Below are 14,562 nucleotides of genomic sequence, written 5' to 3'. Positions count from 1 at the left end.
ATGACCACCGACAAGACTCCGCAACCGGCCCCGGCCGATGTGCAGCTCACCCGTGCGCTGCGGCGCTGGGAAGGCGAAGGCGGCGCGGTCGAGGATCATCACTTCGCGGTTTCGGAAAGCAATATCCTGAAATGCCTGGGCGCTGCCGTGGTACTGACCTGGAACGACCTGCCGCAGCCGCTGCAGCGCGAACTGTTCCTGCATGCGCTGAAGGTCAACGACTCCTACGATCCGGAAACGCTGAAAGTCCAGATCGGCCGCTTCCTGCACCTGCACAAGGATGACGACGCCTTCAGCGTTTAGGATTGGCAGCGTCTAGAACGCTGTCACCAATGGTGAATGATGCGAAAGAGCAGATGCGCCAGGCCATAGGCGACGGCGGCGAAGCAGGCAGCAATACCGAAGACCTTCAGATGCCGCAGCAGCATGGCTACCGCGGCTCCCCACCACCCAGCGCTTCAACATCGCCCATGGAAATATCTCCCTGCGCCTGTCCGGCATGGAAATCGGCGGCGAAAGCATCAAGGCGCTGTTCGCCAATAGCCGCGCGCATGCCGATCATCAGATCCTGATAATAGGTCAGGTTATGCTGGGTCATCAGCATCGAGCCAAGGATTTCATCCGAGCGGACCAGATGATGCAGATAGGCGCGGCTGTAGCTGCGGCAGGCCGGGCAGCGGCATCGCTCGTCCAGCGGCCGCGGATCCTCGGCATGGCGGGCGTTGCGGATATTGATCGTGCCGCGCCGGGTGAAGGCCTGGCCGTTGCGGCCGGAGCGCGTCGGCATCACGCAATCGAACATATCGATGCCGCGCTGCACCGCGCCCACGAGATCCGATGGCTTGCCCACGCCCATCAGGTAGCGTGGCCGATCCTGCGGCAGATGCGGCACGGTCACATCCAGCGTGCCGAACATTTCTGCCTGCGTCTCGCCCACCGCCAGGCCGCCGACGGCATAGCCGTCGAAGCCGGTTTTGATCAGGCCCTTGGCCGACTCTTCGCGCAAGCTCCCGTTGGTGCCGCCCTGCACGATGCCGAACAGGCCATAGCCCGCGCGCTGCCGGAACGCCGTCTTGCAGCGTTCGGCCCAGCGCAGGCTAAGCTGCATGGCTTCAGAGACGCGCCTGTCGTCGGCCGGCAGCTTGACGCATTCATCGAGCTGCATGGTGATGGTCGCATCCAGCAGGTCCTGGATTTCGATCGAGCGTTCCGGCGTCAGTTCGTAGCGCGCACCGTCGATATGCGACTGGAAGGCGACGCCCTGTTCCGTGACCTTGTTGAGCTGTGACAGCGACATCACCTGGAAGCCGCCGGAATCGGTCAGAATCGGGCCGGCCCAGTTCATGAATTTGTGCAGGCCGCCCATCTTGGCGACGCGCTCGGCCGTCGGCCGCAGCATCAGGTGATAGGTATTGCCCAGAATGATCTGCGCGCCGGTCTCGGCCACCGCCTCGGGCGTCATCGCCTTCACGGTCGCCGCCGTGCCCACCGGCATGAAGGTCGGCGTATCGATGGCGCCATGGGCGGTTTCGAGCCGGCCCTGGCGGGCGGCGCCATCGCGGGCGGATACGGAGAAACGAAGGGTCATGTGGGCTGGGCCTGTCTGAACAGCAGGCTTGTATCGCCGTAAGAGTAGAAACGGAAGCCCTTCTCCACGGCTTCCCGGTAGATCGCCCGCTGCAGCCCCTGCCCCACAAAGGCCGCGACCAGCATCAGCAGGGTGGATTTGGGCAGATGGAAGTTGGTCATCAGGCCATCCGCCGCCCGGAACCGGAAGCCCGGCGTGATGAAGATATCGGTCTCGCCGGCAAAAGGCTTCAAGGCTCCGTCACGGGCGGCGCTTTCCAGCAGCCGCAGCGACGTCGTGCCGATGGCGATCACCCGGCCGCCGCGCGCCTTCGTCTCCGCGATGGCCGCCACGGTCTCGGCCGTCACCTCGCCCCATTCGGCATGCATTTTATGGTCTTCCACCCGGTCGACCTTGACCGGCAGGAAGGTGCCGGCGCCGACATGCAGCGTCACGCGGGCAAAGCCGATGTCGGCGGCTTTCAGCGTCTCGATCAGGGCGGGCGTGAAATGCAGGCCGGCCGTGGGCGCGGCAATCGCGCCGGTCTTTTCGGCGAACACCGTCTGGTAGTCGGTCTTGTCCTGCGCATCGGCCCTGCGCTGGGCCACGATATAGGGCGGCAGCGGCATGGCGCCGGACTCGTTCAGGGCCAGCAGCAACGCCGTATCGTCGCGGTCGAAGCGCAGCACCAGTTGATCGTCGCGGCGCTCGACCATCTCGGCGGTGATGCCGCCGTCGAACAGCGCGCGGTCACCCTCCTTCAGGCGCTTGGCCGGTTTGGCCATCACGGTCCAGCAGCGGTCGCCGAGCGATTTCAGCAGCAGGGCTTCCAGACGGACCTCGGGATCGCGTTCGCGCCGGCCATAGAGCCGCGCCGGGATTACCCGGGTATCATTGAAGACCAGCAGGTCGCCGGCCTTCAGCAGCCGCGGCAGGTCGGCCACCGTATAGGCCGCAGGGTCGATGCCGCCAGCCACATGCAGCAGCCGCGCGGCTTCCCGCGGCACGGCCGGCCGCTCGGCGATCAGATGCGCCGGCAGGTCGAAGTCGAAATCGGAAACCAGCATGTCTCTGCCCTCACCCCCCGGAAATCCGGGGCGGGCCGCGATCAGTCGGCGTCGGTGGCGACGCGCATCGTGATGATCTTGTCGGGATCGGTCACGCTGCCATTGCGGGCCTGGTTGCCGCGCTTGATGGCGTCGACATGCTCCATACCCTCGGTCACCTCGCCCCAGACGGTATACTGGCCATCGAGGAAGCGGGCGTCGGCGAAGCAGATGAAGAACTGGCTGTCGGCGCTGTTCGGATTCTGGGCGCGCGCCATCGAGCAGGTGCCGCGCACATGCGGCTCCTTGGAGAATTCCGCCTTCAGGTTCTCGCCCGAACCGCCGGTGCCATCGCCCCGCGGATCGCCGGTCTGCGCCATGAAGCCTTCGATCACGCGATGGAACTTGAGGCCATCGTAGAAATGCTGGCTCGCCAGCTCCTTGATGCGCTTCACATGGTTCGGCGCCAGATCGGGGCGCAGCTTGATGGTGACGCGACCGTCCTTCAGCTCGAGATAGAGGGTGTTGTCCAGGTCGTCGCTCATGGGAAGTCCTTTTACTTGGCGTCGGCTGCAACGCGCAGGCGAACAATCTTGTCAGGGTCGTCGACGGCGCCGCTGCCCGGCGCGCCCTTCTTGATGCGGTCGACGAATTCCATGCCGCTGACCACGCGGCCCCAGACGGTGTACTGGCCGTCCAGATGCGGGGCGTCGTCGAGGCAGATGAAGAACTGGCTGTCGGCGCTGTTCGGCTGGTTGGAACGCGCCATCGATACGGTGCCGCGCTTGTGCGGTTCGCGGCTGAATTCGGCATTCAGCTTCTGGCCGGAACCGCCGGCACCGGTGCCGGTCGGATCGCCGCCCTGCGCCATGAAGCCGCGGATCACGCGATGGAAGACCGTACCGTCATAGAAATTCTTGCGCACCAGTTCCTTGATGCGCTTCACGTGGTTCGGCGCCAGGTCGGGGCGCATCGCGATCACCACCTGACCGAACTGCAGGTCGAGAAGCAGGGTGTTTTCCGGATCGGTCCGGCCCTGCGCTCGGGCGGCGAATGGCAACGAGAGCGCGGCGGCCAGACCCAGACCGAGCGTGATGAACTGACGCCGCAGAAGACGATTGGAAATCATGCTTCGCCTTTTTCCTTGAGGGCCGCGATGCTCACCCGCATGCGTTCGGCCACGCGCGGCGATACGAACGGCGCGATGTCGCCACCCAGCATGGCGATTTCCTTGACCAGGCGGGATGCGATGAACTGATGATTGTCAGAGGCCATCAGGAAAACAGTCTCGATCTCGGAATTCAGCCGGGCATTCATGCCGACCATCTGGAATTCGTATTCGAAATCCGACACGGCGCGCAGGCCGCGGATGATCATCACTGCGCCCAGGTCCATGGCGAAATGCATCAGCAGGTTGGAAAACGGCTTGACCTCGAACTCGGTGGCGCCGGGCATCAGCGGGCCGATTTCCTCGCGCACCATATCGACGCGCTCTTCCATCGAGAACAGCGGACCCTTGCCGACATTGACAGCGACGCCGACCACCAGCTTGTCGACCAGCTTGGCCGCGCGCTTGATGATGTCGTAATGACCCTTGGTAACCGGATCGAAAGTGCCCGGGTACAATCCGATCCGCTGCTTGGTCATTCGCTCTCCCCAGATTACTCCGGCGTATCACCCGCCGTGTCGCCCGTTTCCTCGGCCGGACCTTCGTCCTGGCCGGCTTCATTCGGGCCACTTTCCGGCAAATGGGCGACCGACGCAACCTTCTCGCCGTCGCCCAGCTTGAAGATGATAACGCCCTGGGTGCTGCGGCCGGCAATGCGGATATCGTCGACCGGGCAACGGATCACCTGGCCGCCATCGGTGACCAGCATGATCTGGTCGTCATGCTCCACCGGGAAGGCGGCGGCAACATTGCCGTTCTTCGGCGTGGTCTCGATGTTGATGATGCCCGAACCGCCGCGGCTGGTGATGCGATATTCGTAAGCCGAACTGCGCTTGCCGTAGCCCTTTTCGGTGGCGGTCAGGATGAACTGCTCGGCGGCCTGCAATTCGGTTATGCGCTGCATGGGCAGGTCGGACGCCAGCTCGACGCCGGTTTCGCCTTCGCGGATACGGCGCTGGGCCGTGGCATATTTGAGATAGGCCTCGCGCTCTTCGGCCGAGGTCTCGATATGGCGCAGCACCGACATCGAGATCACATGATCCTCGTCGGCCAGCTTCATGCCGCGCACGCCGGTGGAAGCACGGCTCTGGAAGGTGCGGACATCATCGACCGGGAAGCGCACGCATTTGCCGGCATAGGAGGCCAGCACGATATCGTCCTGCTCGGTGCAGGGCAGCACGCCGATCAGACGGTCGTCGGCATCCTCGCCCTCGAACTTCATGGCGATCTTGCCATTGGCATTGATCGAGACGAAATCGCTCAGGTCGTTGCGGCGGACATAACCCTTGGCGGTGGCGAACATGACATGCAGTTCGCCCCACTTCGCCTCGTCCTCGGGCAGCGGCAGCACCTGGGTGATCTTTTCGCCGTCGGCCAGCGGCAGCAGGTTCACAAAGGCCTTGCCGCGCGACTGCGGCGTGCCTTCCGGCAGGCGATAGACCTTCAGCTTGTAGACGCGGCCGATATTGGAGAAGAACAGCACCGGCGTATGGGTGCTGGCGACCAGCACGCGGGTGACGAAATCCTCGTCCTTGGTGCTCATGCCGGTGCGGCCCTTGCCGCCACGCTTCTGCAGGCGGTAGGTCGACAGCGGCGTGCGTTTGACATAGCCGCCGAAGCTGACCGTCAGCACCATGTCTTCGCGCTGGATCAGGTCTTCGTCATCCTGCTCGAACTCCATCTCGGCGATCTGGGTCCGGCGCGGCACGGCAAAGCGCTCGCGCACCGAAACCAGCTCGGCGCGCAGGATGCCCATCAGCTTATCGCGGTTGCCGAGAATGGAGAGATACTCGTTGATCTCGACGGCAAGCGTCTTCATCTCGTCGACGATCTCGTCGCGGCCGAGCGCCGTCAGGCGCTGCAGGCGCAGGTCGAGGATGGCGCGGGCCTGGGTTTCCGACAGCTTGTACTTGCCGTCGATCACCTTGTGGCTCAGATCGTCGATCAGGCTAATCATGTCGGCCACGTCGGAGGCCGGCCATTCGCGGGTCATCAGCTGTTCGCGCGCGGTCTGCGGATCGGGCGCGGCGCGGATGGTCTTGATCACCTCGTCGATATTGGCCACCGCAATGGCCAGGCCAACGAGGACATGGGCGCGGTCGCGCGCTTTGTTCAGCAGGAATCGGGTACGACGCAGGATCACTTCCTCGCGGAAGTTCACAAAAGCGCCGATCAGCTGCTTGATGTTCAGCAGTTCCGGCTTGCCGGCATTCAGGGCCAGCATGTTGACGCCGAAGCTGCTCTGCAGCGGGGTGAAGCGGTAGAGCTGGTTCAGCACCACGTCGGCCATGGCGTCGCGCTTGATCTCGACCACCACGCGCACGCCATCACGGTCGGACTCGTCGCGCAGGTCGGAGATGCCTTCGATCTTCTTGGCGCGCACCAGTTCGGCCATCTTCTCGATCATCGAGGCCTTGTTCACCTGGAACGGGATCTCGGTGATGATGATGGCTTCGCGGTCCTTGCGGATTTCCTCGAAATGTACCTTGCCGCGCACGATCACCGAGCCGCGGCCGGTCCACATGGCCGACTTGGCGCCGGCCCGGCCCAGAATAATACCGCCGGTGGGGAAATCGGGCGCCGGCAGGATTTCCAGCAGCTGCTCCAGCGTGATTTCCGGATTGTCGACATAGGCGCAGCAGGCGTCGATCACCTCGCCCATGTTATGGGGCGGGATGTTGGTGGCCATGCCGACGGCAATGCCGTTGGCGCCATTCACCAGCAGATTGGGAAACTGGGCTGGCAACACCGTGGGTTCGCGGGTGCTGTCGTCGTAGTTCGACTGGTAATCGATGGTGTCCTTGTCGATATCCGTCAGCAGCGCTTCCGCCGCCTTTTCCAGACGGATTTCGGTGTAACGCATCGCGGCAGCCTTATCGCCGTCCATCGAGCCGAAGTTGCCCTGGCCGTCGAGCAGCAGCTGACTCATCGAAAACGGCTGCGCCATGCGCACCATGGCGTCGTAAATCGACTGGTCGCCATGGGGATGATATTTACCCATCACGTCACCGACCACGCGGGCCGATTTACGATAGGCCTTGTCGGAGGTGTAGCCGTTCTCGTGCATCGAGAACAGGATGCGCCGGTGCACCGGTTTCAGGCCATCGCGCGCATCGGGCAGCGCGCGCGACACGATCACGCTCATGGCGTAACCGAGGTATGAGCGCTGCATCTCCTCTTCGATGGAGATCGGCTGGATGTCCTGCGTCTTGGTCTGATCGGTCACGAAACGGGCGTCCGGAAATGAGAGTGCTGCGGGCGATTTTGCGGGCGAATCACACGGCCCGCACGGGCCGGATTCGGCCCTGGAATCAGGCCGGAAAAACTACCATGTCGGAGGGCGTTGCAGCAATGCCGCGGGGCCTGTTTCAGACCCCAAAATCAGGGGTCGAAAATACCGGTTTTCAGCCACATCCACTGGTCTTCGCCGCAGGCGGCCACCAGCGGGCTGATGAAGGGCTTGTCGGCAGCGCGATAGAGGCTGCCATCGAGCCGTTTGGCGATGCCGCCGGCCTCTGAAATCAGCAGGCAGCCGGCGGTGTGATCCCAGGGCATGGCGCGGTTGTAGACCGCGTAATGGAAATGGCCGTCCAGCATGGCGAGGTATTCCTGACCGGCGCAGCGCAGGATCATCACGCCGGCGGTCTTGTCCATGCGATGGGCAATGCGCGCGGCAAAGTCGCGGTCGCCGTAACGCAGATTGGGCGCGCCCGAGAGATGCGCCAGCGATGGCGGTTTCGGCATGCTGATCTTGCGCAGCGTGCCATCGGCCTCGCGGATCACGGTGCCCTTGCCCTTCTCGGCCATGGCGCAGATGTTGCGGATCGGATCATAGATCCAGGCGGCGACCGCATCGCCATCCTTCACCAGCGCCACCATCACGGCGAACAGCTGGCTGCCGACGGCGAAATTGGCGGTGCCGTCGATGGGATCGATCAGCCAGGCATATCCAGGGCGCCGCAAGGCATCCATGATGCCCTCGTCGGCGCTGCTGGCCTCCTCGCCCACCACGGTGGATCCGGGCACCAGGGCCTGCAGGCGCGGCGTGAGAAACGCTTCCGAGGCCTTGTCGGCCACGGTCACCACGTCATGGGGCCCGGCCTTCTGGTCGATATCGCCGGCCTTGAGCTTGCGGAAATGCGGCAGGATGGTGGTGCGCGCCGCCTCTTCCATCAGCAGCCGAACGGCGTCCATGTCGATCTGTACAGCCATTACACGGCTTTCCCTTCCTGGCGCTTGAGCCATTTGCCCGCTTCCGCCTGGCTCAGGGCGACCGAGAGCTTTAGATGGCCATCGGCCTCCTGCATGTCCAGCACCTCGCCATGGCGATGCAGCCAGGCGATGGCCGCGCCGTCGCCGGCATTCAGCGTGACATCCAGTTCGACCCGGTCGCTGCCCAACATGTCATCGATGCGTTGCAGCAGTGTGTCGCAGCCAGACCCGTCCAGCGCCGAGATCAGCACCACATCCTCCTGGCGGTCGGCCTGGTTCTGCAGGGTCTCGCGTTCATCCATCGGCAGCAGATCGGCCTTGTTCCAGGCTTCCAGCCGGCGATGGCCGCTGGTTTCGCCGATGCCCAGCGAGGTCAGCACATCCTGTACATCGGCGGCCTGGGCCTCCGTGTCAGGGTGCGACAGGTCGCGCACATGCAGCACCACGTCGGCCGAGATCACCTCTTCCAGGGTGGCGCGGAAGGCGGCGACCAGATGGGTGGGCAGTTCGGAAATGAAACCGACTGTGTCGCTCAGGATGATGTTGCGCCCGGACGGCAGGCGCAGGTCGCGCATGGTGGGGTCCAGGGTGGCGAACAGCAGGTCCTTGGCAAAGACTTCGGATTGCGTCAGCCGGTTGAACAGCGTCGACTTGCCGGCATTGGTGTAGCCGACCAGCGCCACCACCGGATACGGGATTTTCTGGCGCGCGCGTCGGTGCAGCGAGCGGGTGTTCACCACCTGCGCCAGGTCTTCCTTGATACGGATGATACGGTCGCCGATCAGGCGACGGTCGATTTCGAGCTGGCTTTCACCGGGACCGCCGAGGAAGCCGAAACCGCCGCGCTGGCGTTCAAGGTGGGTCCACGACCGCACCAGGCGCGAGCGCTGGTAATTCAGATGCGCCAGTTCGACCTGCAGGCGGCCTTCCTTGGTGCGGGCGCGGGCGCCAAAGATTTCCAGGATCAGCCCGGTGCGATCGATCACCTTGGCCTTCAGGCCGCGTTCCAGGTTGCGCTGCTGCACCGGCGTAACCGCTGCATCGACGATCACCACATCGACCGGGTTCTCGACGATCCAGGCGGCCAGCTCTTCCACCTTGCCCGGCCCCATCAGGGTGCCCGGACGCCAGTTGGACAGCGGCACGGCATCGCTGCGCACAACATCCAGGTTGATGGCGGCGGCCAGGCCAACGGCCTCGTCCAGACGCGCCTCCGGGCGGCGGCGCTGGCTGGGGGCCACGGCCTTGGCATGGGCGGACTTCAGAAATGGATGAAGGACGAGCGCGCGGCGGGCGCGCTCGTCTTCCAGAGTGTCATGATCAGACATGAGCCAAACTTACACGATGCACCGGCCTCAATGCACTAAGCTGGGGCACCGTCCCGGGGGATAAAACCCGCGTGGGTCAGCCCTGTTCCCCGGCACTGGTCTTTTCGCCGGCTGCGGCCGGGTCGAAGAGCTGGATCGGGCCCGACGGCATCACGGTCGAGATGGCATGCTTGTAGACCAGCTGCATGTGACCGTCGCGGCGCAGCAGCACCGAGAAGTTGTCGAACCAGCTGATGATGCCCTGCAGCTTGACGCCGTTGACGAGGAAGACGGTCACCGGGGTCTTGGTCTTGCGGATGTGATTGAGGAAAACGTCCTGGACGTTCTGAGGCTTGTCGGCGGCCATTGTTATGGACCTTTCTTTTCTTATGTTGTTGTATTTATTTTATTTTTTTACCAGTCGGCCTATACGCACCGAACCGGTCCTGCGGGGGCGGCGGCCGCTGCCCCTCACGCAGGAATTAAAGCACTATTCGGCGAAAGTGGCAAAAGAATGGCGTGCACTGCGGCATCGGGTCACGCCAGCCATGGATGGGCTGCGCGCCACTGATACGGCCAATCTGCGGAGCAGAATTCAGGGGGCCAGGAAGGGTGCGTCCCAGTCGGCCTTGCCGCCGCCATGGCTCTCGGCATGAGCCTCGTAAAGGCTGCGCAGCTTCGATGCCACCACGCCCGGACCGCCATTGCCGATCGGCTTGCCGTCCAGTGTCACGATGGGCATGACATAGGACGTGGTCGAGGACACGAACGCCTCTTTGGCATCCAGAGCCTCGGCCACCGTAAAGGCGCGTTCCTCGAATTTCAGCCCCTCGCGCTTCGCCAGTTCGATCACCGCGTTGCGGGTGATGCCGCCCAGGATGTTGGTGCCGAGCTTGCGGGTGACCAGCACATTGTCCTTGGTCACGATCCAGGCATTCGACGAACTGCCTTCGGTGACAAAGCCGTCGCGGTCAACCAACCAGGCCTCATAGGCGCCGGCCTCTTTCGCGGCCTGCTTGGCCAGAGCCGCCGGCAGCAGCCCGACCGTCTTGATGTCGCAGCGGCCCCAGCGGATATCGGGCCGCGTGATCGCCGCAACGCCCCTGGCAGCCTTCTCCCCGGCTTTTTTCATATCGGCGTGGCGGCCGATGGCGATCAGGCTGGGCGGGGTGTCGACGGGGAAGCTGAATTCGCGCCGCGCCGCACCGCGGGTGACCTGCAGATAGATGCTGCCCTCGCGCACGCGATTGCGCCGAACGGTTTCGTTCAGCACCACCTTCAGCGGGCCGCGCGCCATCGGCCGGTCGATGCGCAATTCATCCAGGCTGCGATCGAGCCGATCCAGATGACCGGCAAGATCGACCAGACGGCCGTTGATCACGGCAATCACTTCATACACGCCGTCGGCGAACTGGAACCCGCGGTCTTCCACATGAACGGCGGCCTGCCCGTAGGGCACATACTGGCCATTGACATAGACGACACGCGACATCCGTTGCTGCCTTTCGAAATCAGTTAGCGTTGCGATCCAGATTGACGACGCCAAGAGCCTTCAGCTTGCGATGCAGCGCCGAACGCTCCATGCCGATGAAACTCGCCGTGCGCGAGACATTGCCGCCGAAGCGGGTGATCTGTGCCAGCAGGTATTCGCGCTCGAACATCTCGCGCGCTTCGCGCAGCGGCAGCGCCATCACTTCCGTGGTGGTTTCCGGGCGCAGCGCCACCGGCGGCGTGGCGCCCAGATCGGCCGGCAGCATGTCGGCATGGATCATGCCCTTCTGCTCGGCCGGCAACATTATCAGCAGGCGCGCCACGGCATTGCGCAGTTCGCGCACATTGCCGGGCCATTCCGCCGACTGCATGGCCAGCAGCGCATCTTCCGCCAGCTCACGCGGCGGCACGCCCTGGCGCTGCGCCTCGACCTGAGTGAAATGCCGGACCAGCAGCGGGATATCCTCGCGGCGGTCGCGCAGGGCCGGCACTTTCAGCGGCACGACATTCAGGCGATGGAACAGATCCTGCCGGAACTGGCCCTGCCCCACCCGCGCGGTCAGGTCATGGGCCGTGCCCGACACGATACGCACATCGACCTGCACGCGGGTGCGGCCGCCAACGCGCTCGAAACTCTGTTCGGTCAACACGCGCAGCAGCTTGGCCTGCGCCTCGCCCGACATTTCGGCGACCTCGTCCAGGAACAGCGTGCCGCCATGGGCCTCTTCCAGCACACCGATCTTGTGCTGCCGCTGGCCGTTCACCTGCTCCTCGATGCCGAACAGCTCCTGCTCCAGGCGGTCTGGCGTCACGGTGGCAACATTGAAGACCACGAAAGCGGCCCCGGCCCGGCGCGAACGCTGGTGCAGCTGGCGGGCGATCATTTCCTTGCCGGCGCCCGGGGGACCGGAGATCAGCACGCGGCTGTTGGTCGGCGCCACGCGGTCGACGGCCTGGCGCAGCGCGGTAATCGCCGGCGAGGCGCCGATCAGGTCGATGGCCGTACCCGAACGCTGGCGCAGGTCCAGATTCTCGCGCTTCAGCCGCGCCTGTTCCAGCGCACGCTCGACCAGCAGCAGCAGCCGGTCGCTCTTGAACGGCTTCTCGATGTAGTCGTAAGCGCCGCGCTTGATGGCGGAAACCGCGGTTTCGATATTGCCATGGCCGGAAATCATCACCACCGGCACGGTGCTGTGATCGCGGATGATGCGGTCGAGAATCTCCAGGCCGTCCAGCTTGCTGCCCTGCAGCCAGATATCCAGGATCACCGCATTGGGCCGGCGTGCCTCGATCTCGCGCAGGGCGCCGTCTGAATCGCCGGCCATGCGCACTTCATAGCCTTCATCCTGCAGGATGCCGCCGACCAGATTGCGGATATCCGCCTCGTCATCAACAATAAGAATGTCACGCGCCATGACGATCCGAACCCAACAATCTGCGTAGCGTTTCCTGGCTCTTCAGCGGCCCGCCATTCTGACCGGCGCCATCGGCCTCTGCGGTATCGCCGATAATGACGCCCGGCAGCCTGATGCGCGCCAAGCTACCATTTTTGGCCGCCGGATCAAACAGGGCGGCATCGCTGAGCGAAATGGTGCCGCCATGCTCCTCGATGATCTTCTTGACGATGGCGAGGCCCAGGCCCGTGCCCTTGGTGCGCGTGGTGACATAGGGCTCGAACAGACGGTCGCGGTTTTCGCTGGGCAGGCCGCGGCCATTGTCAATCACCGTGATATCGGCCGCCGTCTCATTGATCCGCAGACCGATTGAAATATGGCCCTGCGGCATTGTCACGCCAGCCGGCCGTTCGCGGCCATCGATCGCGTCGACGGCATTCTGCAGGATATTGGTCAGCACCTGCGCCACCTGCCGCGCATCACAGTTGATGCGCACCGGCGTGACCGGCAGATCGGTCTCGAAGCGGATATCGGGTCGCGCCACCTGCTGCAGGAAGACGCCCTGGCGCACCAGCTGTCCCAGGTCTTCCTCGCGATAGACCGGACGCGGCATGCGGGCGAAGGTGGAGAACTCATCAACCATGCGGCCGATATCGCCAACCTGACGGATGATGGTGTCGGTGCACTGGGCAAAGATCTCCGGATCGGTCTGCACTTCCTTCATGTATTTGCGCTTGAGCCGCTCGGCCGACAGCTGGATCGGCGTCAGCGGATTCTTGATTTCATGGGCGATGCGGCGGGCGATATCAGCCCAGGCCGCATTGCGCTGCGCCGCGACCAGTTCGCTGACATCGTCGAAGGTGACGACATAGCCCAGCAGCTCGTTGCCGGTGACCTCGCGGGCAATACGCACCAGCAGCGTGCGGGCGCCATCGGCACGCTGCACCACTACCTGGCCGCGCTCGACCGCCTCGGCCGGGCGATCGCTCAACTGCTGAAACAACTCGGCCATCTCGGGCGCGGCCTCAGCAAAGGGACGGCCCACCATGTCATCGAAGCTCTTCTGCAGCATCGCCTGGGCCGACGGATTGGGCAGCGTCACCAGTCCCTGCGGATCGACGCCGATCACGCCGGCCGAAACGCCCGCCAGCACGGTTTCGGTGAAACGGCGGCGTTCATCGAGCTGGCGATTGGCCGCGATCAGTTCGGACTGCTGGGCGGCAAGCTGGCTGGTCATGCGGTTGAAGGTGCGGCCCAGCGTCGCCAGTTCGTCATCATCGGCGCGTTCAGTGACGCGCGCGGTCAGGTCGCCGCTGCGGATGCGCTCGGCCGCCGTCACCACCTCGCCAATCGGCGCGATCAGGCGGTTGGCGATCAGCAGACCGAACCAGATCGCGGCCAGCAACAGCAGCAGCGACACCAGCATGAACAGGATGGCGAAATTGATCTCCAGCGCCGAACGCGCCTGTTCCAGCCGGCTGTACTGGATCGCCGCGTTGCGGGCGCGCTCCAGATCGCTCAGCACCTTCGCATCGAGGAAGCGGCCGACATAGAGATAGGCATCCAGATAGCCATCCAGCCGCACCAGGGCGCGCACCCGGTCATCGGTCTCGGCCGTGATGATGACCACCTGGCCTTCATTGGCATCCTGGATCGCCCGCGTCGGGATACGGTCGAACTCCATCAGCAGGCTGAGCTCGTTGCGCGCCAGCAGCTCGCCGGTGGAGGTGAAGACAATAGCCTCGCCCAGGCCGCGCAGGCGCGAGAGCTGGCGCACCGCCTGCTGGAAGGCGAAGGGATTGCGGGTCAGGCGCGGCGCTTCGCGATTGAGGTCGACCGCCATGGCCAGCACATCGGCGCGGATGGTCTTGCGATGCTCCTGGATGTAGGCTTCGGCCACCGCGACCGAAGCCGTCACGGCTGTGTTCACGCGCTCGCTGAACCAGGTCTGCAGGCCGAGATTGAAGAACAGCACGGCAAACACCGTCATCATTACGGTGGGCAGCGCCGTAACCGCGGCGAACATCATCACCATGCGCGCATGCAGCCGCGAGCCGGCGACGCCACGCCGGCGCTGCATCCACAGCACCACCAGGCGGCGGGCAACCAAGCTGGTCAGGCTGAGCAGCACGATCAGGTCGCTGAGCAGCAGGACCTGCACCTCGCGCGGCGTCAGGTCGCGGTTGGCGCCCGGCGTCATCGCCAGATAGGTCAGGGTGCCGGCCACCACGGCGGCGACCGCCAGGGTGATTTCCAGATGCCGGATCAGGTTATGGCGCCGGAACCAGTCCTGGGCGCGCCGCCACAGCCGTACGCCCGGGGCAACGGGAGTTTCCGGGATCGTATCGTCGGTCATGGGGCGTGAATCGGTGCTGAG

The 14,562-nt window shown here is 64.4% G+C and carries 13 protein-coding genes; 1 reads left to right on the top strand and 12 read right to left on the bottom strand.

Annotation, left to right across the window (positions count from 1 at the left end):
• Positions 1-303, top strand: a complete 303-nt coding sequence (locus AC1ROT_RS19740) for a hypothetical protein (RefSeq protein ID WP_492970828.1) — start codon at positions 1-3, stop codon at positions 301-303.
• A gap of 127 nt (positions 304-430) precedes the next feature.
• Here AC1ROT_RS19740 and tgt read toward each other — a convergent pair whose 3' ends face one another.
• From tgt to AC1ROT_RS19680, 12 genes are all read right to left on the bottom strand, one after another.
• On the bottom strand, positions 431-1,588 hold the full coding sequence (tgt, locus tag AC1ROT_RS19735) for a tRNA guanosine(34) transglycosylase Tgt (protein ID WP_493001061.1): 1,158 nt from the start codon (positions 1,586-1,588) through the stop codon (positions 431-433).
• A complete protein-coding gene (gene queA, locus AC1ROT_RS19730; RefSeq protein ID WP_493001059.1) occupies positions 1,585-2,634 on the bottom strand; it encodes a tRNA preQ1(34) S-adenosylmethionine ribosyltransferase-isomerase QueA in 1,050 nt (349 codons plus the stop codon). Before queA ends, tgt begins: the two co-directional genes overlap by 4 nt.
• 41 nt (positions 2,635-2,675) lie before the next feature.
• Positions 2,676-3,158, bottom strand: a complete 483-nt coding sequence (locus tag AC1ROT_RS19725; protein WP_492970831.1) for a peptidylprolyl isomerase — start codon at positions 3,156-3,158, stop codon at positions 2,676-2,678.
• Between the two features lie 11 nt (positions 3,159-3,169).
• Positions 3,170-3,742, bottom strand: coding sequence for a peptidylprolyl isomerase (locus AC1ROT_RS19720; RefSeq protein WP_493001057.1), 573 nt, complete (start codon positions 3,740-3,742; stop codon positions 3,170-3,172).
• The gene (gene coaD / locus AC1ROT_RS19715) at positions 3,739-4,260 is read right to left on the bottom strand and encodes a pantetheine-phosphate adenylyltransferase (protein ID WP_492970833.1); all 522 of its coding nucleotides are present in this window, start codon (positions 4,258-4,260) and stop codon (positions 3,739-3,741) included. Before coaD ends, AC1ROT_RS19720 begins: the two co-directional genes overlap by 4 nt.
• Positions 4,261-4,274: 14 nt before the next feature.
• A complete protein-coding gene (gene gyrA, locus AC1ROT_RS19710; protein WP_493001055.1) occupies positions 4,275-7,007 on the bottom strand; it encodes a DNA gyrase subunit A in 2,733 nt (910 codons plus the stop codon).
• 155 nt (positions 7,008-7,162) lie between these two features.
• Positions 7,163-7,993 (bottom strand): inositol monophosphatase family protein, encoded by an 831-nt coding sequence (locus AC1ROT_RS19705; protein WP_493001053.1) that lies wholly within the window; start codon positions 7,991-7,993, stop codon positions 7,163-7,165.
• The gene (hflX, locus tag AC1ROT_RS19700; protein WP_493001051.1) at positions 7,993-9,321 is read right to left on the bottom strand and encodes a GTPase HflX; all 1,329 of its coding nucleotides are present in this window, start codon (positions 9,319-9,321) and stop codon (positions 7,993-7,995) included. Before hflX ends, AC1ROT_RS19705 begins: the two co-directional genes overlap by 1 nt.
• Before the next feature lie 76 nt (positions 9,322-9,397).
• The gene (gene hfq, locus AC1ROT_RS19695) at positions 9,398-9,667 is read right to left on the bottom strand and encodes an RNA chaperone Hfq (RefSeq protein ID WP_492970838.1); all 270 of its coding nucleotides are present in this window, start codon (positions 9,665-9,667) and stop codon (positions 9,398-9,400) included.
• Between the two features lie 228 nt (positions 9,668-9,895).
• Positions 9,896-10,792 carry a D-amino-acid transaminase gene (locus AC1ROT_RS19690; RefSeq protein ID WP_493001049.1) on the bottom strand — a complete coding sequence of 299 codons (897 nt, stop codon included), beginning with the start codon at positions 10,790-10,792 and terminating at the stop codon, positions 9,896-9,898.
• Between the two features lie 19 nt (positions 10,793-10,811).
• Complete coding sequence (ntrX, locus tag AC1ROT_RS19685) at positions 10,812-12,206, bottom strand: nitrogen assimilation response regulator NtrX (RefSeq protein ID WP_492970840.1); 1,395 nt, start codon at positions 12,204-12,206, stop codon at positions 10,812-10,814.
• Positions 12,196-14,541 (bottom strand): sensor histidine kinase NtrY-like, encoded by a 2,346-nt coding sequence (locus tag AC1ROT_RS19680; protein WP_493001047.1) that lies wholly within the window; start codon positions 14,539-14,541, stop codon positions 12,196-12,198. Before AC1ROT_RS19680 ends, ntrX begins: the two co-directional genes overlap by 11 nt.
• Between the last annotated feature and the right edge of the window lie 21 nt (positions 14,542-14,562).

The sequence above is a fragment of the Ferrovibrio sp. GW821-FHT12E11 genome (assembly GCF_058806975.1).
Note: the sequence above shows the minus strand (reverse complement) of the source record. Positions and strands in the feature narration are given on the sequence as shown.

Excerpts from the sequence above, each read along its gene's own strand:
- coaD (WP_492970833.1), bottom strand. The coding sequence starts at position 4,260 with ATGACCAAGCAGCGGATCGGATTGTACCCGGGCACTTTCGATCCGGTT.
- ntrX (WP_492970840.1), bottom strand. The coding sequence starts at position 12,206 with ATGGCGCGTGACATTCTTATTGTTGATGACGAGGCGGATATCCGCAAT.
- queA (WP_493001059.1), bottom strand. The coding sequence starts at position 2,634 with ATGCTGGTTTCCGATTTCGACTTCGACCTGCCGGCGCATCTGATCGCC.
- AC1ROT_RS19705 (WP_493001053.1), bottom strand. The coding sequence starts at position 7,993 with ATGGCTGTACAGATCGACATGGACGCCGTTCGGCTGCTGATGGAAGAG.
- AC1ROT_RS19740 (WP_492970828.1), top strand. The coding sequence starts at position 1 with ATGACCACCGACAAGACTCCGCAACCGGCCCCGGCCGATGTGCAGCTC.
- AC1ROT_RS19725 (WP_492970831.1), bottom strand. The coding sequence starts at position 3,158 with ATGAGCGACGACCTGGACAACACCCTCTATCTCGAGCTGAAGGACGGT.
- AC1ROT_RS19720 (WP_493001057.1), bottom strand. The coding sequence starts at position 3,742 with ATGATTTCCAATCGTCTTCTGCGGCGTCAGTTCATCACGCTCGGTCTG.
- tgt (WP_493001061.1), bottom strand. The coding sequence starts at position 1,588 with ATGACCCTTCGTTTCTCCGTATCCGCCCGCGATGGCGCCGCCCGCCAG.
- AC1ROT_RS19690 (WP_493001049.1), bottom strand. The coding sequence starts at position 10,792 with ATGTCGCGTGTCGTCTATGTCAATGGCCAGTATGTGCCCTACGGGCAG.
- hfq (WP_492970838.1), bottom strand. The coding sequence starts at position 9,667 with ATGGCCGCCGACAAGCCTCAGAACGTCCAGGACGTTTTCCTCAATCAC.
- AC1ROT_RS19680 (WP_493001047.1), bottom strand. The coding sequence starts at position 14,541 with ATGACCGACGATACGATCCCGGAAACTCCCGTTGCCCCGGGCGTACGG.
- hflX (WP_493001051.1), bottom strand. The coding sequence starts at position 9,321 with ATGTCTGATCATGACACTCTGGAAGACGAGCGCGCCCGCCGCGCGCTC.